The organism is Herbaspirillum rhizosphaerae (assembly GCF_046025915.1).
In the GTDB taxonomy this organism is placed as follows: Bacteria; Pseudomonadota; Gammaproteobacteria; order Burkholderiales; family Burkholderiaceae_D; genus Herbaspirillum; species Herbaspirillum rhizosphaerae_A.
In genome coordinates this window covers 1-20,062 of the sequence record NZ_JAQQFR010000014.1, presented here as the reverse complement: position 1 = coordinate 20,062, position 20,062 = coordinate 1, and the positions used below count along the sequence as shown (strand labels likewise).

The window sequence follows — 20,062 nt, the reverse complement described above, 5'->3', positions numbered from 1 at the left end:
GGAAAGGCTTTGTATAATGCAAAACTTTCTTAGGGGAATCTGAAATGCCGAAGCTGCAAAAAATTGAAAAGCCAGACCCAGCAGCAGCTCTTGTTACATCGCTCCTGAGTCTCTACGTTACCTTCCCGCTGACCACCGATGTCAGCGAGAAAGAAGCTGAGAACCTGTCGCCGGCATAGGCGTTGACTCTGTCGCTGATGGGATTGAAGAAGGCATTTGGAAGTAAGCAGCTGCAAATGCATTTGCATATGACCTATGGCTAAATGGACCGTGGCGAAGCGCAAAAAATCGTTGAAATCACATTGCAAAATTTGCTGAACAGCGGTTTTGTGAAAATCGCGAACAAAGAGGCACAATCTCTGTTCGAGGAGCGTCTCAACGATAAAGAACCGATGTGGGGCCTCCCTGATATGCACTTCGTCATCACAGCGGCTGGCGCGAAGCGTATCGGATGGCTCGTCGGCAATCTGACAAGCGTGCAATATGCTGACGTGGCTAAGAACCTTCAAGCTGAGTCAAAAGCCGCTGCTGCCGAATGGCTCGTGGCCTATAAGGCGCAACAGAAGGAAATCGCTGCTATCGATACGATTGAGGCGAAGAAGGCTGCTAAAGCAAAGAAAACGGCATCTAGGAAGCCTGTGGTAGCAACAGCTATTGCTGCCAAGAAGCCCGTTGTCGTGAAGAAGGGCTTCTGTGAAGGCTCGTATCAGACGCAAGAACGACGCCGTTCAAGATTCGCCTCCTGAAGACGCCCCTAACAATGCAGCCGGCTAAGTAATTTGGCCGCTCAATTCTGAAAGCTACGAATGCTAACTATCTTTTATCCCGAGATTGCACAGATGGTTCTCCAATATCCAGCGGGTATTCGAGGATTTCAGATACCAGGTGAAGCGGTCCCGAGTTTAATTGTGAAGATGCTTCAGCAATACTTGCTGACGGCAAAGATGAATCAGGGTTTTAAAGTCTATATAGTGCCTTTGGATGTCGCTGGTATTCAAACGATTGGCTTAATGACTGCATTCTTTGAAGATGCTGAAAGTCCGCTAACCGTGTGGACTCCGCTCTCAAACGACGCGACGTCAAAGTCCATAATTGCAACACTGCTAGGAAGTCAGCTCAAAGTTCACCTCTTCGATGAACACGATAGGGAGCTACTCGGTTATGAAGCGACGGTTCACATATCACCTGAGGCGAAGAGGACCTTAAACGATGCCAAACTCTACGACCTGGCCCACGACGTCGTTCATGAACTAGCTGAGGCGGCGACGATATGGTTTGCTACGCGCACAGAGCAACACGATGCTGAAGCGATTGCCATCAAGTTCGACAAGCCTATTTTTCCAGAAGAGACGGTAATTATGGACATGAATCCTGAACGCTATAGTTTTCATGGCGGACAAGGATTCAATCGTTCAGTTTTGGTTAAGACGGAGCCGGGGTATTTTCAGGAGATAGATATTATCCTTCTGCTGCAGCGAGTTCTCAGCGTAGACCAAATCTACCATGCGCCGAAGCGGGTATACGATGGCGAAGAAATTGCAGACATCATTGTCATCACTGATGACATATGTCTTCTGATACAAGCAAAAGACTCGCAAAACACTGAGGAAATTCTTAAAAATACTCTGGAAAGAAAACGTTCAAGGGCGGTAAAACAGTTGAAAGGTGGTATTGCTCAGGCTAAGGGTGCAATCGGCTATTTGGAGCGAATTCAGCCGCTGCGCATGCTCATCGACGACAAAGAGATAGAGATTGATTTAGGGCGGCGCCAGATACTATCTCTGATTGTTGTGCGCGAATTTTTTACAGACAGCTACTCGGAGTATAGCGAACATCTGTTTGGGCTTTTCAAAAAGATTGACCTGCCATGTATCGCGCTAGACTACGCTGAGCTGCACAATTGGACTTCGTTTTGCGAGGACGTAGATGAATTTTCTCGTGCCTATTTCGAAGTCTTTAATTTCGCTCTTGAGCATGGCGAGTATCCGAGACTGCGTTTTGGGATGAGAGATTTGTACCGGAAGGATGGAAGCTTTAAATTTGATGAGCGTTGACTTTTAGCAGGTCCGTCACGAACGCCTGTGCGCAGCACCGGCTAGCACGAGAGGTGAGTATCGTGTTTGCATGCGCTAATTACACGGCTTGTCTCTTGATGGATGGTGCGCCATGCATTCCAGAGGAAATCACCTTTACGGCACCGAGGTTTCCTTGGAGGCTTCTTTCCTATTATCAGTGTGACGTTCCGAGCATACGCCGATTCGAGCATAATGTTCTCAATTGGCGTGCGCTGGTGGGCATCCCGCTAGTCCGACGGAAGGGCTGGCAACAAAGTCAACGCAACAATTAGGCATCACAATTTAGCTGAAACAAGAATGGCCTATGCGCCCTATAGAGCAAAGGAAGTTTACAAGGTATGTCTTTATTTCACTCCAAAATAGAAGGTGTTCCGCAGTTTGTGAGTTATTTCGCGCCTGTGTATCTCGCCTTGCAGCATTTCGGTGGTCAGGCCAAGGCCAGGCAGGTGTATGACTATATAGCTGAGCATTGCGGGCTATCAGCAGGTGACTTGGCACAGGCCAATAAAAACGGTCGTCCCACCTTTGAAAACCGTGCCGCTTGGGCGCGGTTTTATTTGACAAAAGCAGGTTGGATGTACGCTCCAAAGCGAGGTGTATGGGCGTTAACGGAACTCGGAAAACAGGCAACTGAATTTACAGATACACAGGCCGTGGCGGTATTTAAAAGTGTAACTACACAATTCAAGGGGCACGAGGAAGAGGTTGTTGCACCGGAGGACGATGTGCAACCTGACGATACGCAGTATTGGTTTGTTGGTGCGACGTGGGGTAATGGCGAGAGCGACCAAATTCCACGCTTTTTGAAAGAAGGCATTTGGCAAAACGGCTACGAAGAAAAATTCTCCAAGCAAGTGCGTAGCATGAAGCCAGGGGACCTGATTGCTATCAAAGCTTCATTTGTGCGCAAACACCGTTTACCGTTTGATACCAAAGGGCAGTCTGTAAGTGGCATGAAAATCAAGGCCGTTGGTACGGTAACCCGCAACCATGGAGATGGTCGCACGGTGGATGTGGCGTGGGAGGCACTGGGCGAGGTAAGGGAGTGGTATTTCTATACCTACCGCTCCACTATTACTCGTGCACGGGTGGAAGACGAAGAGCTGGCTCGTCGTCTGGTGACTTTTACCTTTCAGGCCGCGCAACAAGACTATTCTTTCTTTATGGCCCAGCCATACTGGCGCGACCGATTTGGTAGTGAAGGGGAAGTTGTATCGGTTGCCACGCCCGAAGTTGATGAATCCGAAGAGCTGGAAGAGATGGAGCAGGTGCCATTGGTGACTACGTACGGTGTTGCGGACATCGTTATCGAAGGCGGTTTTACTCCAGAGCAGGAGTTGGCTAGCATGCTTAAACGCTGGGTCGAAAAAAAGAACTTGATTTTACAAGGCCCGCCTGGTACCGGAAAATCGTGGTTAGCTAGGCGTCTCGCTAAGGCTCTGATTGGGCAAAAAAATGTCTCTGATGAGCAATTGCGTGTGGTGCAGTTTCACCCGGCCTTATCGTATGAAGATTTCGTGCGTGGCTACCGTCCAGGCGGTGATGGGCGTCTGACGCTTATAGATGGGATTTTTTTGCAGGTCGTGGAAGCAGCGAGAGCTCAGCCAGACTTAGAGCATGTGCTTATCATCGAGGAAATTAATCGTGGTAACCCTGCTCAAGTGTTGGGTGAAATGCTGACTCTGATAGAGAGCAGCAAGCGTTCACGCGCTGAGGCGATGGAACTAACGTACTCCAAGACTCGGGGTGAAAAGGTGTATGTGCCGGAGAATCTTTATTTGATTGGTACTATGAATGTCGCGGACCGTTCGCTAGCGCTAGTGGACTTGGCACTGCGCCGCCGCTTTGCCTTCGTAAACTTAGAACCGACTATGAACAGCGCTTGGGAACAATGGTGCAGCAGCAAAGGAATAGATTTAGCAGAGACTCGACGTATCAAGACGTTGATGGAAGCCTTGAATCAGGAGGTGGCGGAAGACCGTACCTTGGGGCCGCAATTCCAAGTTGGTCACTCGTATATTACGCCGCACGAACTTGTGACCGATGCACAGGCCTGGTTTGCCGATGTGGTGCAATCAGAAATTGGCCCATTGCTGCATGAATATTGGTTCGACGCTCCTGAGCGTGCGGATGAGGCAATACGACGGCTCCTGAAGCGGGCATAAGTACATGGCAGCAGCGCCCATTCCATTGCGTAACATTTGGCTGTTGTTTTTGTATGCGGCAGATTTGGCGCGCTTTAAAGATTTGCTGAATGTGCAACTTGAGTCGGCGAGGAATTTGCCAGAATTGGTAGCTCGACTATTAGTTTGGGTGGTGCAGAAGCGCCTGAGGTGTAACTTAAGTCGCGGTTACCAAGCTAAACAAGCTGTACTCTCGCGGGTTCGTGGGCGAATTGATGTGCTGGGAACGGTCACGGGACAATTACTTGAGCGAGGGCGTGTGGCCTGCCGTTTTGAGGAGCACACCATGGATACGCCACGGAATCGGCTGGTGCGTGCGGCGCTCGACTATTTGGCGAAAATGGTGCCAGACCCAGCAGTCGCGCATGAGTGTCGTACGCTTTCGCAGTCGTTAGCACGATTTGGAGTGTCAACTCAGAAACCTTCACGTGATGCTATTGCCAGCGACCAAATCAGCCGCAATGAAACTCAGGATTTCCTGATGGTTAGCTTGGCAAAAATGGTATTTGAAGCCTTAATTCCTAGCGAGCAAGCGGGAAGCTCACATGCGTTAGCAGAGGATGCCAATGTGCATTTGGTGCGCAGGCTTTTTGAAAAAGCCGTGGCCAATGCTTTACGTATGCAAATGCGTCCTTTAGGGTGGCAGATTCAAAGTGGCCGTAAGCTGCGCTGGCCTATAGACCATGCTTGTGATGCTATAAGAGAACATCTCCCCGGCATGCAAACCGACATTGAACTCGTGAATGCAGACCAGAAGCGCAAACTGGTAATAGATACCAAGTTCACTCAAATATTTGGAGCCACAAGGTATCGGGAAGAAGTGCTTCGCAGCGGTTACTTGTACCAGTTATATACCTACCTGAGGACACAAGAGGCAGAATTGCAAATACAAGGCCTCCGCAGTGAGGGCATGCTGCTGCATCCACAACTTGGTGAGGCGCTAGATGCATACATCGACATACAAGGGCATCGCATGCGGTTCAAAACAATAGATTTGATGGGCTCGGCTGAAGAGTTGGAAAGACAGCTTCTTGCAATTGGGGATACGATTGCTTAAGGTTTAGGGGGGCTTCCCGAATGGAAGACTAGCGGCGTTTTAAGAGCTCCGTGCATAGCAAGGATTGAGTCATTGAGGCTGTCTTTGTGAACACCCACCTTAAGGAGCGACGGAGATGCGCTCACCGTGCTTGGTTTTTTGCATGTAGAACAACTTTGGTGGCGCTTCGGTGTATCCGGTTCGACGCGCGGCATGGAACAGTTCGGCCGATTGGCTGAGAACTCCGTGGAATCCCGGTTGGCGCGCGATGCGCTCTAAACTTGCCGCCAATGCGCTGTAGTTTTTGGTTACTGCTTGGTAAGCAAGAAGAGTATGGAGCTCTTCCATTTGTTGTTTCGGCCGGCGCCACGTCCAGGTAGCTTTGCCTCGTACTGAGTGGCGGGTCAGCTCGTAACCTAGGAAGTGCAGCCGCGGCTTGTCTTCGGCATGACGCAAGTTCTCCTTCTCCATTCCCTTCCCATCAGTCGATAGGAGCATCCATTCGACGACGTCAGTGTCAACTGGCCAGTACATGACGAGAAGCGTGTTCGCATACTCCTTTGACTTCCTGGTAAGACGCTGGGCAGGAGTGCAGCCGATTCCGTACAGGAGATGAAACTTCTTCGCTAAAGATACTGCCTTGGATGCTGCGACAATGCCACAAGTGTAGCGATGGTAGCCTTTTGGGACGCAATCCAAAATACGGGCCAGGGCCGCAGACTTGCTGCGTGCAATAGGTGTTGTTGCCATGCTTTCTCCAATGTGAGGGTTACATTGGGTATAGCGAATCACACCACAAATAAGATGTGATTTGGTTTGGCAAAAAGAGACTTAATGATGTTCCGTGCGACAGCACGCAAGAGTGAGTTGAAAAAATTACTTTGGATGGATGCAGCATATTAGGTAAGGCAAGCGCAAACTTAAGTCGCACTGCCTACCGTATGTTGGTGATGCCTTCAGCCCGGAACACGAACGGAGCGGAAAACTTCGCTAAGCTGTACAGCCGCCGCCCGCCTGTCGCCTAGACGCGGCTATCGGCCAGGAGCGAGCGTTCGCAGGAAAGTAAAAACTCGGTCTTTGGTCTCTGCATAAGTCTACGTAGGTGTGATATCCACTGGTAAACTGCTCGCGCATTACAAACTAAGAACCATTACAAGGGAAGAACTGATGTTAGTCATGTTCGGTTGGGTCAAGGAGACGAAAAAGATTGGTCTTGCACTCAGTTGCCATTGCTACCGTTGCCAAAACAAGCGCACGTGGGAGCACTGGAAGGAAAACGAGTGGGTGTCGTTCTTCACCATTAAGACTATCCCGTTTCTCTCCAAGTCTTACGTTGTCTGCTCGACATGCAGGGCGTCTATTGCACTCGATAGTGCGCGCGCCAGGCTCGTCGGAGTCCGTGAGAACGAACCGCATTTGGCCAAGTTTCTTGAAGAGCACCAACTTATACTAAAGAGCCCCGTCCAAAGAAATTTTCTCTTGGCTCAACGAGAGCAGAATCAATCTCGTGAGTAACCAGCAGCCAATTAAAACAATGATGGAAGTCTGCAATCGGCCAGAATCGGACGTCCAACCAAAAAATTATTTGGAGAGAAACTCAATGCGGTACACCGGTCATATTCAAGGAAACGAAGCCGCTCTTGCTCTCTGTATACTTCTCGTAGCTTTCATTATTTTATTTTGGCTTGTTCCGACGTTGCCCAGAGCTGCAGAAAAAGAAAAATCTCCAGAACTCTCACTTAGAGCATCTATCGCATTTGGACCCGCTTGGTTGATGCTCGGAGGCCCCTTTTATCGAATCTCGACCTATGACGATTTCTTTCTATGTGTATTTTTCGGAACGCAAAAAATCTACTATGCCGATGTGAAGGACCTACATTTCCAAGCAAGTAATCTCGTCTCAATGACGGTACACGGCGTAAAGATAAAGGTTGTTAGTACAAACGATAAAATGAAATTACTCTACACAAAATTACAATCTCACATTCGTACTTGACCGTCCGAAATCGGCCAGGAGCAGACTTCGCTATTTTTCGAAATATAGTTATTTTTTAGAAATGTGATGACGAATATAAAAACATTGATAGGCAATCTCTTCGGGTTCTCCTCCAAAAAGGCAGTCAATCTACCCGCCCCTGCAAAGTCGCTCGAACTCAATACGCATCCAGATGTGCCTGAAGACTTTGGTCTTAAAATCAACTGGTTTGCAGTCAACACATCCGACGTTGGAGCTGTACTGAAGGCATTGAATTTGGGAGCCGGCCAAATTGCCAACTGGAGTTCTGGCGTTCGCTCTGCTTATAGTTCCCGTATTGGCGGTTATGAAAAGGACCTTGCCTTCATTACACCGCCAGTCAACGGTTGGGTAATGGTGGCCGGAGCGTCCCTGCCTTATCCTGTGATGCACACGGCGGACCGCCACGACGGTATCGGTTCCGCATTTGACATCTTGTATGCACGCCTCGGAGCTTGTTTTTCCGACGTTCAGTTCTTTGGCAGTTATCGTGGAGTCGGTTTTGTCGCTTGGGCAAGGATGCAAACTGGCGAGATTAGCCGCATGTTTGCGTTTGGTGATGGCGACGTCTATGCCAATATCGGCACACAAACTGCGGAAGAAGTCGCCTTGGGCCTGCCAGAACTAAATAGCTTGTCGTTGGAAGAGGCAACCGCCAAGATGTTTAACGGAGAGACATCGTTGCCTGACGAAGAAGCTCCTCTACTATTGGCGGAACGATGGAGCATCAACCCCGGGAAACTGACGGCGATGGCGTTGCCTTCGGCTTGTGGCATTGTTGTTGAACTGCCCAACACAAATGCATATCGATAGACGGCAGGCGGCACCCGGTAAATAGGTTAGGCTGCTTCCGGCTAGAAGCGACCATGAAAATTTTTTGTAAATTCCTAAATAAGTGTCATGCCTATCATTTTCGGTCCCAATAACTCACGTTATTCGTATACAGGTAGTCCCTGTCCTCACACCGACCTCGCCTTTGAGTCGGGCGCGAAAACGCTTGGCGAAGCACTTAAGGGGTACGAAGACCATTTCGATGTATGTATAGTGCCATGTGTAACTCCGATTGGCCCGAGCGATACGGAAGTGAAATATTTTGTCTTTACGAACAATAAGACATCAATTTCAAAGTACGTGGACATTCATGTTTTTCGCGGAAATGACGAAATCTGCCCTAAACAGAATCTTGGCTTCGAACTTCTCGGTGATGACATGGTTGAAATGGGAGAACTCATCTGTTGAAGACCAGAAGCGGGCTGCCTAAATCTCGATTGCAGACATTGTTGGAAAAGACTCGTCGCACATACATTGCACGAAGGTCCGCAACCGGCCAGAAGCAGACTTTTTAAAAATGAAATAGGTCTGAAATTAGTAAACATTTGAAACTGTTGCCCCCTCAAACGCCTCTTTCAAAAAATAAGGAATAGCAATGCATTCGCCGTGGAAGAGGTTTTGGTTGGAGTTATTCACGTCTAAGACTTGGGACAACGGATATTCCGTAGGGAGAATTCTTTGGACTTGGATATCGGGCGATATCGCCTCTGTTTTTGTGTTGTTGTATCGTATCTTTTATAAAGAGGATGAGTGGGACCATATCTACAATTTTTTAATTGGAATGGCATGGTTCAATTTGATTGTTTTTCTTGCGTTCTCTTTGCTCGTTGTTCGCTCTATTTTAAAAGAAAAGCGAGGGAAGGAATTTCTGCGGTTGCTGGCGATGTCAATCCGTAGTTCATAGGGCGTTCGACGTCCGCAATCGGCCAGAAGCAGTCGTCGAATATATCTTTGGAAAAATCACCTCCAATAGTTGCGGCGCTTGCAAATGGGGTTGGTGTATTTGTATCGAAAATGGTCGCTAGAACAAATATCTCACGGCGTTAATATTTACTCTGCGTTTTAGAAATGTTGTTACGCAGACTGAATGGACCAATTTATGGACAAGAATACGAGATTTAGGAAGCTGATTAAACGAGCAGTCATTGCATACTCCGGTGGTGTAGCGATGGTTCTCTTTTATCTTGGAGTGTCTGTGAGCTATGGAAAAGGTTTCGAACCTCTCCTTATCCCTCTGCCGTTATTTATTATCGTGTTTGGAGGGATTACCTATCAGTTGCTCAAAGAACTCAAGGCGCTAAAGCGAGAAGCGCAGCAAGAACCTTAACAGCAAAAGTAAATGGGCTTCCATTCCAATCTCTATCTAAGGTGGCCGCCTCGTTAGGCGATATGCCGTTTTTAGGTTTTTTAAGGTCCGCTTCCGGCCAGAAGTTGCCGTTGATTTGGCCTGAATTCTCAGACTAAAAACGAGAATATCGAGCAATGCGAAATGTAGTGACAGCGGTCAGCGGGCAGGTGCTTCCAATCCTATTGGAAGGGCTAGCCCTTTACGGCGAGGCGCTTCGGTGCTCAATATCCGATTGCTTCAGCCGGTTGAAGGCTTGTTTTCGCAGTACGAACGAGATGGTTTTACACTTGCAACTGACAAGATTCATCGCTTATGCTATCAGAAACCCCTGAAAAGGAGCTAAATATGGCCGCAGTTTTGGAAAGAATCGCCCCACAGCAAGCTACTGCGGTTGTGCGGGACGCTGTTGCTCGTATGCAAGCCGCACCGCGCTTTTTCAATGAGGAAGAGTGGAATGCACTTGCGTCGATTGATGGCCCTGTAGTTTCGGGTGACCCTGAAGGTCGTGTTCCGGACGACTTGGCCTCGGACGACAACGAGTAAATACTCTATGCAATTTCAACCCCCGCGCAGTCTCTGCCGGGGGGGGGGCAATTCTACGGGAATGCCCGTAAATTTCCTGAATCTTCTCGGTCTGCTAGTCACTGATTTCCTGGAAGCGGCGGCAACGTTTAAAAGCCTTCTTCTGCAGGCTTTTTTGACAAATATCCCTGAGAGCAGTTTCCCGCGAGGCTCGGTGGCGCGCACAAAGTATTGCAACGCCGTGCCGCGTACACGGAAAATAAATGACAATAAAATTGTTCCCGTAAAGAGGGAATAATTACGAATGGTCATCCGGCCCCGCTTGTACCGTTAAAAGCCGACCTACACCACCTGGACGCATTAGCACCTCGAATTCAACCGTTTATCGATTAGACGGCTCAATCCAGTAGAGATGGTCGAGGGAATCTAGTGCTAGCTCAAACTTCTCGTCCTGGAGCGCCGTACGCATACCACTCGATACGCTGGCCTGTCGCAGCAATTTTTCTATTGCTTCCAGTATGCGTTGATGACTGGTCGGAGCCTCGGGCTCTGGAGTTCTGCGGACATTGGCAGAACCGGCCATCGGTCGCTATCGCGGATATGAAGCGTTGACTGGTTTTGTGTGGAACGGTAGTGACGCCGGCAACTAGCCTATCGCTTCCCTTCTTTCTTGCGGATTTCCTTCAGCCGTATCACTGCGCGCTCAACGGTCACCTTCTGTTCTTTGTGTTTCATGCTCTTCCAATCCTTGATTTCAGATTTGGAGCGGCCACACCCAGTGCAGACATCGTGCTTCAGATAACAAAGTGAGACACAAGGGCTTTTAACTTCTTTACTCACCTTCGATTCCTGGATGTTTCGATTGAGATGCCGACAGACATGCTGGCGGAAGATGGTTTTTCAATAGTAATTCCAGAGTTTGCATAAAAAATTAAGCGATTGCGGCGTGCGCCAGAGGGAACCTTGGGGCGGGGGACGCAAGTCTAGTTAGCCACAGGCTAGGGGTACTGGAAGGAAGCGCTGATGACGACGGTTCCGGGCAGGACAAAGTCAAGCATCCTTTTGAATAGCTTGAACTGTCCTTTGACTATCCCTCGATATCTCGCTTTAGGGAAGCATTACTCTTCCATCAATCGCACGATGAACGTGGTGCCGATTGTAACTATTGTCCTGTCGCCTCGTGGTCCAATAATCTCTAGTGCCTGTCGTTGTCGACCATCAAAGTAATACGGAGAGTCGTTTGCTGGCAGATACACTTTCCATGCTTTCGTCCAAATTCGAGCGCCTTCGGCATTAAAACTTCTCTTCCACAATGTGAGAGCGCCTACATATGCACCTTCAATTATTTCCGCATCGTAGGTCAGTCTTCCCTGTGTCACTCCGCTTGTAACTGAAAATTCAAATGACTCCAGGGCAATGGGAGCAATTTTCAGCGCTCCAGCCCCTAAAGCTGAATTGGTGCCTGCAAATGTGTGGTTGAGTGCGTCAATGAGCGAAGTAGCGGCTGCGTATGCCTTTGCCGACTGGTCGACCATGCCCTTTAACGCGGTATATTTCTGCATATCTACTAATACACATTCCATATTGCCCTCGCAAATTGTTGAATTTTTAAGGATAGGTTACAACATGAAAGAAAAAGAAATAGAGTATTTGTTTGCAAAAATGCACTCGATGGACATTGTTTTAATGGCAGTGTGCGCGCAACTGGATGCATCCAAGGCCTCGGGTGCGCTTGGCCTAATTCAGAAAATGACGAGTAATGTCGCTCATTTACCAGTTCCCAACGGGAATGTAGAAAATGTCATGCTACTGATATCTCAAGAGTTACTACGATATCAGCGGGTGCTGTTGGCACAGACATCAGCCGGCGTTCCACCGATAAATAGAGAATAAAAAAATCTTAAGCAGAGAGACTCATGCGGAAGGTTGTCTCGCACCTGCCAATTTTCATGTAACAGATGAATGCACTCAATCGGCCAGGAGTGGTCATCCTGATTATTTCAAATGTATAAAGTCTTATGATGTCATCCCTAAGCAGCGCGATAGGAATTTATCTAGGTTTTGGTACCAAACCGTTTCCCTCGGCCGATGCCGACAACGTCCTCCAGGCATTCGGAAATATAGAGGGACATCGTTTGGTTCTGGAAATAAAAGAACTGCTTAAAGTGACCGAGCATATTTCGATTGACTGGACGAGCCACGATATTCTCGAAGGCAGTAAGCTCTTTCGAGAGGTGCTATTAGCGAAATTTCCTGAACTTGATGCAAACGCCGTTGATGCAATCACGTGGAAATTTACTTACGATTGGCGTTGACCCCAATCCGCCAGTAGCGGACTATCGCAACGCTCATAATTAGAGAGGAACTACGCCGTGCATGACGATTTTGTTCTCTATCTGGAAAGCCCAGGCGATAGGCCGGCATACTACAAAATCGCTGATTATCTTTGGGGAAAAGCTGCGAACATAGATTCGGATGGTAACAGTAGTCATCCGGACGATACCCAGTGGACTGAGGTCTCACTTATTCTTCGCAGCGGGAACGAACGGGACCAAGTTCATGTTGACTCAGTATCGGTTACGCCTCTTGTCTTAGAGATTCGCTCTCCCGATGAGGAAATCACAAAGCGCGCTGCCGCCTACCTTCAGGAAGTTGCTGGTGGCGTGATTTTACAAAAGCCGCCAAAGCTTGCCTGACGCACAGCGCATGCCTTCTGTCGGCCAGTAGCTGCCTTTGATACTAAAAATAAATTGAGCCTTCACTATGCACGACGACCAACAAAAAACTTGCCAACGATTTGATGCGCAGTACATGCCGCCAGAAATAGACGAGAAGATGGGTATTGCCTTGGAGACGTTGGACAGGTTGCCACTTCACGCAGTTCGACTCCAGCCTGATAACGGGGATTGTGGTTGGTACATTCACGGCGGTGAGAATTCTGAAGATGCAAATTTCTATCAAGCACTTCATGTTTCCCACGTAGCGAGTTATTGCACCAAGATTATCCCGTATCTGGCGCTGCCACCGGGATGGAGAGTTTTGCTTGGGTCAGACTCCTATGAGGATGTTTGGTTTGACGAAAAATTAATTAAAAACATATCCGATGACACGTAGTGACCGAAATCGGCCAGAAGCTGATGTTGACGACCCTAATTTGATTCCACATTACTCGTTCCTTCCTTAGTATTCATTTAGCGCATAAATACAAAATGAAGAATTTATTGTTTCTAATATTGGTGGCGGTTGGATTGACAGGTTGTGTGCACGACCGGGAGATTTATCCTGGCTCTCCGGCCTCCGGAGTTGACCCGCTAGCTAATTCGAATTCTCCGTGCCCGGATTTAAGTGGTGAGTATGAGTTCATTGCCTCGCTTCTAAAAGGCGACCAGAACGAAAAAATATATGGAAGAACCCATGGACTTGACTCTGTACTCCCAATTTCTGGATACGCGACCGAGTGGACAAAAATGATTCGGGGCTATCGGACGAAGGAAGGTACTCGTTTTCAAGAACGTCCGCGCTATGGGAAAATTACGCAAATAAGCGAGCGAGTCTATTTATTGAGTGTGTTTTACGACGACGGCCTTGCTGGCGAATATCATACTGACCTGACAGACAAGTCTAAATTTGTTTGCATGAACAATCGTCTGATTGGCGGAGGACGCAGTCAAAATTCGGGTAGTTCAGAATGGGGAAAAAACGATTCCAGCGGGATGTATCAGATATACAAAGACGAAGATGGAAATTTAATCCGTGAGCAAATATCCCAAGTACATATGAACGCACTTTTGGGAATACCCACAGGAACGGCGGAGTATTTCTATACAATCCGCTTCAAAAAATTAAATCCGGATTCCGTCACTTCACCGCAAAAAGATAAGGACTCGAAAAGTCCGCAATCGGCCAGAAGCACCAGTTAAATTGCGCACAAATTTTAGCTATGGCATTTCACATCATAATCAATAAAATTAGCGAAACATCCGAGGATGCAACATATCGCTTCTATGACACAGGCTAACCATTTTTGCGGGAATCACATACCAGTTGTTCAAGGAAGTTCGGGCGCTGAAGCGAGAAGAGCGGCAAGAGTCAAAGCAATAGAGAAGCGGCTGCAAAATTGAGGCTTCAGTTAAAGCAATTTTTGCAATCATTTTCGATTTTCAGAGCTCATATGGAGAAACGTCCGTTCAGGATTCGGGAAAGATTAAGGTCTGCTTCCGGCCAGTAACGGTCATTCACATTTTAAGAATGAATATAGACGACATCCTTAACCAAATCGATAAAAATGCTCAGCCATCCATGCGCCACCTCATTACACTCGTACTCCTTACATTGTCTTCTCTTGCGTTCGCGAATGCGTCCAACCTGCAGGAGGGCCAAGTGTGGGCATACAAGACGCGGCCCGGTGAAAGTGAGTCAACGGTTACGGTGCTCAAAATTGAACAGTACAAAGACCTTGGACAAGTGGTTCACGTCAGAATAGATGGGATTCGAATGCGTAATCCAATAAAGGGAAATATCGTCACGGACATACCCCATTTACCGTTTCGGAGTGCGGCTGTACAGCGAAGCGTCACGAAGCTAATACGCAAGTCATCGACGGTGCCGGATTTTAAAGAAGGCTATGACACGTGGAGACAAGCCTACGACGTGGGAAAGGCAGGTGCGTTTGAAACCGACGTCGCCGCGACACTCAATTCCTTGCTCGGAGCTTCTTGGGAGTTGAAAAAATGAACTCGGTGATAGTCGCAAACCGGCCAAGAGCAGACTGCGAGATAGTTTGACAACAAAATGGACACTCAGAAATTGCTAAGCCTAGATGACGCCAAGTGGAAAGAATTTGAAGGAGGTTATCGCTCTCCGTACGATGCGTCGTTTGCGCTACGTTCTTTGCGCGACGGCGTGGATGTTTGGGATGAACTCTGGAATGAGCTTCATCACCAGGGCGACGTTGGTATTGCCTCTTACGCAGCGGTACCACAGTTGGTGGCCATTGCTGCGACATTAGTACGTAGAGATTGGAATTTCTACGGTCTTATTGCCACTATCGAAACTGAGCGTCACCGCAAGGGGAATCCCTCAGTTCCGGACTGGCTGATGGAGAGTTATCAGGACGCCTGGCACCAAGTGATGGAGATTGCCGCCGCAGATTTGGCACGGAATTGTGAGGCACTTACCGTGCAGGCTATTCTTGGGGTTCTCGCGCTGGCAAAGGGAGAGATTAAGTTGGGGGCACTACTTTCGACTGTAGATTCATCTGAAGTGGATGAGTGGGTCGAACAACGTCTTGGTTGGTCGGAACAATATCGCTGATAACGTCTGCAATCGGCGGCGGCAGCAGTCGTTGATAAACCAGTCCATAAGCTACGGAAGATACATATTATGTCTCTGGACATGAATCTTGAGATTGAAGGTGACTCGCCAGATTGGGCAGCCTTGGAAAAGGCGGCAAAGGCTGCTGTAGTCGGGGAATTGACCAATTCATTTTCGCGTCCCCCAAAAAAAGGATTTTTGTCTAATTTTTATAAAACGGAAGAGCAATTTGATGGTTGGTTTTTGAAGTCGAGAACGTCTTTCCATCTTCACAAACAAGCAAGTATTGGGAATATCACTGCTGAAGGGCGGCATGGCTGTGATTTCAAAGTGCGATATGTAATGGTCTTTCGCCCTCTGAATAGCGGATTTGACGAATTCGTAGAGGAAATCCGGATTTTCTTAAGTACCTTAGCGGACCTGTCTCCAATGCAATTCGTACTCTCATTTCAGTACGAAGGTGTCTATGCAATTCGCAATGCGACTGGCTTCAGCTTCAATTGGGATAAACCAAAATAGAGATAACGCGCCAGATGCCCGCAACTGGGCAGAAGCAGCCACTGTCTTAGAGCAAATGTTGAGAAAAAGAAAAATATGAATATCAAGAGTCGTATTTCAGCTAGCGGCGCTTTGCTTGCTCGCCTCAAAATTCTCCTGCTAGAGAATCGCGGACATGTATATCTTCCAGGCATAGACAACATGTTGACGCAACTGACCGTAATCGAAACAGATGAGGTTCAGCGCATTGAGCGGGCCAGAGCTACTTTTAAAGGAATGCTTGGAGGCGCTGGGACGTTGGCGGATTTCATGATTTGGACAACAAATCAAACTACGACAGATACGCTTAACGCGGAGTTGAATCAAATCATATCGAATCTCTGGGGCTTACTTGAGTGCGAATAAGAGAGTCGCAGAATGTCTGTAATCGGCGGCGGTTTCAACCGGTGGACGCCGGCTATCGGCCAAGAGCGGATTTTTCGAAAAATTAAATCGCTCTAAAATTAGAAGATAAGAGAATGCCTAACAGCCAAGATACAGCTCTGAAGTGGCTTCGCCTATTACAAGACCAAGCGTTGCCACTTCGTAGTGTTTTTTTTGAGCAGGTCGCAGCCGGAGCTGTGACGTCGCTTTGTGACTGTGGGTGTAACGGTTTTGACTTTCTTGTTCCAGATGGAGCAATCGTTGCGCCTCTACAATCAGATTCTGGCCTATTTTGCGAGCTTGCGTTTGAATCCAATCTATCGGAAGAAATAGACATTCTTCTGTTCGCGGATGTGCGTGGCAATCTATGTCGAGTCGACGTAACTTACGGAGCTGGCAATCACGATGCTATGCCTGACAACATTACTGCGACGAGGTTGATAGGTATTTGGCCCTCGCAGAGCTAGGATGTCTCCAATCGGCCAGACGCAGACATCTCGAGCAACCATGGTTTAACAATAGGATAGGTATGCTTCATCCGATTTTTTATGTCGATTTTAATGAGATGGTAGATGCCACTACTGTACTTCTATCTCAGCATGACACGAAGGTGGACTCTTCTGGTAGGGCAGTCGAGCTATCCGAGGGTATGGTCATCACTGTTTACATGGACGATGTCGATGACAATGGACATGCTGATAAGTTGATTGCTCACGGCGAGGTAACCAGAAACGTAGCTGATGGCTGGAGTAGCCACGTCAAATGGTGTTGTCGAATTGACGACGATGGTATAAGACCTCAATCTAAAATCGGTTGAGTTATTAGCAAGTGCAATTTACTTCGGCTACCGTCAAGAAGCAGACTCTTCATCAAACTACTTAAATCCAAATTTTCGCAGACTAATATGGCCTCTAACGACGGATATGATTGCTTTCGCAAACTCGCAGAAGAGCTCTCACGACTTGGGCGAGAGGACGAAGCCCACCAAGTTCATGACGCAATGACAGCTGCTGCCACAGGGATGGAATGTCTTGGCGAGCTTGGAGTGGTACTGGCGAGGCTACGCAAAAATCCCATGAATTTTCCAGCGAGCTCCGCAACACTCATCACATCCTGTATTTGTGCCGTACAGCTTGCTTGGCCAAATTACAATTAGATTGTCGCGTTGCTTCCGCAATCGGCCACAACGGACATATAAATTTTATTGCTACCTATGACCCCTGAACAGCGAGCTGCACGAGTGCGAAAATTGGTCAGTGCGGCCAAGGCGCTCTTGACATTACAGGTCGGACTTTTTGTTGGGGCTAGCCGCATTGAGAACGTGCTCCGAACCCTTGGTAGTGAGTTCGATACTAAGCACAAGATATTTTCGGAATTTACGAAAGCTGTACCAAAAGATATTCCCGTAGGAAGTGCACGCCTTTGGTGGGACGCAGAAGCAATGCTTAAAACAGATTTGAAATTAGCGTCAGTGGAAGAGCGCTTTCGCGTAAAACTCTTGGCTGAATGCGTTGTCATCATTCGACAGTACGATTAACTTAAGATGGATATCCGCAACCGGCCAGAAGCCGTCATCCATTATTTTACGGCGCTGCCGATAAAGAATTCGTCCGTAAAGGTGGCGGGTAGGTCACTTCCAAGGTATAGAAAATGAAGAAATCGGATTGGTATGAAGACCGGATTCTATGGCGAGCAGCGAAACATCATCTTGACTCTTGCCTATGGCGAAATTTCTCCCTGTCGAATGAGCAAGCCGCGGAACATATTTTGAAGAAGGCCGCCGGATATGGAGCGCCACTTATCATTTTTTGGCTGAATGATGACACTTGGACGCTGGTGACAAGTCAGTTTCTAGTTGGGGAAATTGCGGCCAGGATATCCGCCGTTAACCTCGATATGCTCGGAGAAATGTCTACGGTCAACGATATAAATCTGCCGCCGAATGAAGTGAAACAATCCGCCGAGTATATTAAAGTCGGCGCAGATGAGAAAATATTTTGGACTCATCGAGGAAATAATCATTTCTCTCTCTTAAACATCTTGCGGGTATTTCCACTCAATGTCCCAGAATAAATAAGGCGAAATTCAATTGAATAATAGAGAATTGGATTCCGAAATAGCGAATGGCTATGTCTCGATAGATTCTCTGAAAGAGTTTAGGGACGCTGAGATTTATGGAACAGCCACACCCATGCAATGGCTCGAGAAAAGGCTTCGTATTTTGGAAAAACTAAATAAGGAAGGACGCGGTCTCCGAGTTTTTGATGGAACAACGTATATCGTCATTCAAGAGAAATCAGAATTCTATAAATGGTGTGCTACAGTTTTTCCCGATGCCTACAAAAGTTTTTTTTCAGAGCGGGCAGATGGCGAGTAGGTGACGAACTAAAATTCGACACTAGATTACAGTCTTCTCCTGGAGCATCTAGTTAGGTGGTTTGAACATCCGCAATCGGCCAGGAGCGCGCTATCGGAATTGCGCCGACAAGACGTTTTTATACCTCAATGCCCATTAATCTAGTACAAGCATTTCTGGTCCTATTATCCCCGATGCTAACTACATAAATTGCCCCAATCGATGCCACCCCAATCTCAAAATCCTCGCGGTATTTTGCCGACCTATGTAACGAGTCAAGAATTCGTCCTCTGCAAAGTATCTCCGATTGTCCAAAACACTTATGAAATTAGGCTTGCCCTATTTTTTGCTATCGAGGGAAAGAAAACGTTCAAGCTCGTCGCGCCACCTAATACCGACATCGAAAACGAACTTCTCCAAAGTATTGTCAAATTCGGAGGGAAGGTTGAGTATCATGACTGCAAGTCTTTCAGCGTGAGCGTCAGCCATTTCGACCAGAATGGCCTAGAGAAAGATAGCTGGGTTTTGGGTGACGAGATAGCATGGGCTTCATTGCTTAGTTCCTGCAGCTCAGCGTGGATTAAGGCTGAACTAAAGCCTGGGGCCAAATTTGGGGGAGAGTCATTGCTACGTTTTGAGCAAGAAATCTCACTAGAGCATATTCAACATAAAAATATTGATAACGAAGATTTGAAACTCGCTCTACAACGGATTATTCGCGAATGCAAAACACATGGCGGATACGTATTAATTCAATGATTGTCGTAAGCGGACTTGACGGTAGCCGACGTCCGCAATCGGCTAGAAGCGGTCGTTTCTGAAAGAGCGTTTTTTGCGGAAGCAGCATGCGATGATAAAGACGTGAATCACAATTACATTAATTTGACTCCAAGATGAGAATCTTTCCGCCAGTTGAAGAGAAGATTAAGGTTACATTCCCAGCTCAAGAAGCCGAGGTAGCTATTTCTGCATTGTCTGGTATGACAACGCCGCCTCCCGACAAGGAGTGGACGACGACCCGTGCACGCGTTCAGGTGGCGATTTTTATATCATCTAAGTCGGACCTTGAAAGACTATTGGTCGGTGTTGCCAGTGCAGAAATTGATTGGCGAGATATTTTAGTGAAGGGTGGTCTTGCGGAGTCAAATTGGCCGATGGTCGCAAAAGATGCAGGCTTTGATATCCAGATACACGAAACGACCTAGTTTATTTCCAAGTCCGTAATCGGCCAGAAGGAGACGCTGGAGAACTGGTCGACCGTTAAAAAATAGAGGCACTACGAATTTCTGATTTATGCTTACCCAAGGCCTCATCATCAAAAAAAGAAAATGCAAGTCAAGCTAAAAAACATCATAAAGCGAGCTCTTATCGCATATTTGGGGGGGCTGGGAACGATTGGCGTGGTGCTTGCCATTTCGATTGGACATGGCTCCGGGAGACCAGCTCTTGCTGGGTTACCGCTT

Annotated in this window: 26 protein-coding genes; 23 read left to right on the top strand and 3 right to left on the bottom strand. The window is 47.7% G+C overall.

Annotated features, from left to right (window positions below; all coding sequences use genetic code 11):
- The first annotated feature begins 44 nt into the window (after positions 1–44).
- From PQR63_RS19485 to PQR63_RS19465, 5 genes are all read left to right on the top strand, one after another.
- Positions 45–179, top strand: coding sequence for a hypothetical protein (locus PQR63_RS19485; protein WP_408169612.1), 135 nt, complete (start codon positions 45–47; stop codon positions 177–179).
- An 84-nt stretch (positions 180–263) separates the two neighbouring features.
- A complete protein-coding gene (locus PQR63_RS19480; RefSeq protein WP_408169611.1) occupies positions 264–746 on the top strand; it encodes a hypothetical protein in 483 nt (160 codons plus the stop codon).
- 60 nt (positions 747–806) lie between these two features.
- Positions 807–2,054, top strand: coding sequence for a hypothetical protein (locus PQR63_RS19475; protein WP_408169610.1), 1,248 nt, complete (start codon positions 807–809; stop codon positions 2,052–2,054).
- A 359-nt stretch (positions 2,055–2,413) separates the two neighbouring features.
- On the top strand, positions 2,414–4,240 hold the full coding sequence (locus tag PQR63_RS19470) for an AAA family ATPase (RefSeq protein ID WP_408169609.1): 1,827 nt from the start codon (positions 2,414–2,416) through the stop codon (positions 4,238–4,240).
- 4 nt (positions 4,241–4,244) lie between these two features.
- A complete protein-coding gene (locus PQR63_RS19465; protein ID WP_408169608.1) occupies positions 4,245–5,315 on the top strand; it encodes a 5-methylcytosine restriction system specificity protein McrC in 1,071 nt (356 codons plus the stop codon).
- Positions 5,316–5,414: 99 nt separating this feature from the next.
- Here the strand turns inward: PQR63_RS19465 and PQR63_RS19460 are convergent, their stop codons facing one another.
- Positions 5,415–6,044: a hypothetical protein gene (locus tag PQR63_RS19460; protein ID WP_408169607.1), complete on the bottom strand. Its 630-nt coding sequence runs from the start codon at positions 6,042–6,044 to the stop codon at positions 5,415–5,417.
- A gap of 757 nt (positions 6,045–6,801) precedes the next feature.
- Between PQR63_RS19460 and PQR63_RS19455 the strand changes: the two genes are divergently transcribed.
- The 4 genes from PQR63_RS19455 (at position 6,802) to PQR63_RS19440 (ending at position 10,030) form a co-directional block, all read left to right on the top strand.
- Positions 6,802–7,290: a hypothetical protein gene (locus PQR63_RS19455; protein WP_408169606.1), complete on the top strand. Its 489-nt coding sequence runs from the start codon at positions 6,802–6,804 to the stop codon at positions 7,288–7,290.
- Positions 7,291–7,356: 66 nt separating this feature from the next.
- Entirely contained in the window at positions 7,357–8,121 is a 765-nt protein-coding gene (locus tag PQR63_RS19450; RefSeq protein WP_408169605.1) for a sortase family protein, read from the top strand.
- A 1,117-nt stretch (positions 8,122–9,238) separates the two neighbouring features.
- Positions 9,239–9,466, top strand: coding sequence for a hypothetical protein (locus tag PQR63_RS19445; RefSeq protein WP_408169604.1), 228 nt, complete (start codon positions 9,239–9,241; stop codon positions 9,464–9,466).
- Between the two features lie 366 nt (positions 9,467–9,832).
- Positions 9,833–10,030 (top strand): hypothetical protein, encoded by a 198-nt coding sequence (locus PQR63_RS19440; RefSeq protein WP_094564099.1) that lies wholly within the window; start codon positions 9,833–9,835, stop codon positions 10,028–10,030.
- Positions 10,031–10,660: 630 nt separating this feature from the next.
- Here PQR63_RS19440 and PQR63_RS19435 read toward each other — a convergent pair.
- Both PQR63_RS19435 and PQR63_RS19430 read right to left on the bottom strand, forming a co-directional pair.
- Complete coding sequence (locus PQR63_RS19435; protein ID WP_408169603.1) at positions 10,661–10,849, bottom strand: DUF1289 domain-containing protein; 189 nt, start codon at positions 10,847–10,849, stop codon at positions 10,661–10,663.
- A 278-nt stretch (positions 10,850–11,127) separates the two neighbouring features.
- Positions 11,128–11,592, bottom strand: coding sequence for a hypothetical protein (locus PQR63_RS19430; RefSeq protein WP_408169602.1), 465 nt, complete (start codon positions 11,590–11,592; stop codon positions 11,128–11,130).
- Between the two features lie 43 nt (positions 11,593–11,635).
- Between PQR63_RS19430 and PQR63_RS19425 the strand changes: the two genes are divergently transcribed.
- From PQR63_RS19425 to PQR63_RS19360, 14 genes are all read left to right on the top strand, one after another.
- Positions 11,636–11,902 (top strand): hypothetical protein, encoded by a 267-nt coding sequence (locus tag PQR63_RS19425; protein WP_408169601.1) that lies wholly within the window; start codon positions 11,636–11,638, stop codon positions 11,900–11,902.
- A gap of 125 nt (positions 11,903–12,027) precedes the next feature.
- Positions 12,028–12,324, top strand: a complete 297-nt coding sequence (locus PQR63_RS19420; protein WP_408169600.1) for a hypothetical protein — start codon at positions 12,028–12,030, stop codon at positions 12,322–12,324.
- 57 nt (positions 12,325–12,381) lie between these two features.
- Positions 12,382–12,705, top strand: a complete 324-nt coding sequence (locus PQR63_RS19415) for a hypothetical protein (RefSeq protein WP_408169599.1) — start codon at positions 12,382–12,384, stop codon at positions 12,703–12,705.
- A gap of 67 nt (positions 12,706–12,772) precedes the next feature.
- Positions 12,773–13,123: an immunity protein Imm33 domain-containing protein gene (locus PQR63_RS19410; protein WP_408169598.1), complete on the top strand. Its 351-nt coding sequence runs from the start codon at positions 12,773–12,775 to the stop codon at positions 13,121–13,123.
- Positions 13,124–13,218: 95 nt separating this feature from the next.
- The gene (locus tag PQR63_RS19405; protein WP_408169597.1) at positions 13,219–13,929 is read left to right on the top strand and encodes a hypothetical protein; all 711 of its coding nucleotides are present in this window, start codon (positions 13,219–13,221) and stop codon (positions 13,927–13,929) included.
- A gap of 328 nt (positions 13,930–14,257) precedes the next feature.
- A complete protein-coding gene (locus PQR63_RS19400; protein WP_408169596.1) occupies positions 14,258–14,743 on the top strand; it encodes a hypothetical protein in 486 nt (161 codons plus the stop codon).
- A 57-nt stretch (positions 14,744–14,800) separates the two neighbouring features.
- Positions 14,801–15,322, top strand: a complete 522-nt coding sequence (locus PQR63_RS19395; RefSeq protein ID WP_408169595.1) for a hypothetical protein — start codon at positions 14,801–14,803, stop codon at positions 15,320–15,322.
- A 69-nt stretch (positions 15,323–15,391) separates the two neighbouring features.
- On the top strand, positions 15,392–15,841 hold the full coding sequence (locus tag PQR63_RS19390) for a hypothetical protein (RefSeq protein ID WP_083458103.1): 450 nt from the start codon (positions 15,392–15,394) through the stop codon (positions 15,839–15,841).
- A gap of 75 nt (positions 15,842–15,916) precedes the next feature.
- A complete protein-coding gene (locus PQR63_RS19385; protein ID WP_408169594.1) occupies positions 15,917–16,225 on the top strand; it encodes a hypothetical protein in 309 nt (102 codons plus the stop codon).
- 1,258 nt (positions 16,226–17,483) lie between these two features.
- Positions 17,484–17,780: a hypothetical protein gene (locus PQR63_RS19380; RefSeq protein ID WP_408169593.1), complete on the top strand. Its 297-nt coding sequence runs from the start codon at positions 17,484–17,486 to the stop codon at positions 17,778–17,780.
- A gap of 113 nt (positions 17,781–17,893) precedes the next feature.
- Positions 17,894–18,316, top strand: a complete 423-nt coding sequence (locus PQR63_RS19375) for a hypothetical protein (RefSeq protein WP_408169592.1) — start codon at positions 17,894–17,896, stop codon at positions 18,314–18,316.
- A gap of 16 nt (positions 18,317–18,332) precedes the next feature.
- The gene (locus PQR63_RS19370) at positions 18,333–18,620 is read left to right on the top strand and encodes a hypothetical protein (protein WP_408169591.1); all 288 of its coding nucleotides are present in this window, start codon (positions 18,333–18,335) and stop codon (positions 18,618–18,620) included.
- A gap of 201 nt (positions 18,621–18,821) precedes the next feature.
- Complete coding sequence (locus PQR63_RS19365; RefSeq protein ID WP_408169590.1) at positions 18,822–19,358, top strand: hypothetical protein; 537 nt, start codon at positions 18,822–18,824, stop codon at positions 19,356–19,358.
- Positions 19,359–19,492: 134 nt separating this feature from the next.
- Positions 19,493–19,804: a hypothetical protein gene (locus tag PQR63_RS19360; RefSeq protein ID WP_408169589.1), complete on the top strand. Its 312-nt coding sequence runs from the start codon at positions 19,493–19,495 to the stop codon at positions 19,802–19,804.
- The last annotated feature ends 258 nt before the right edge of the window (positions 19,805–20,062 follow it).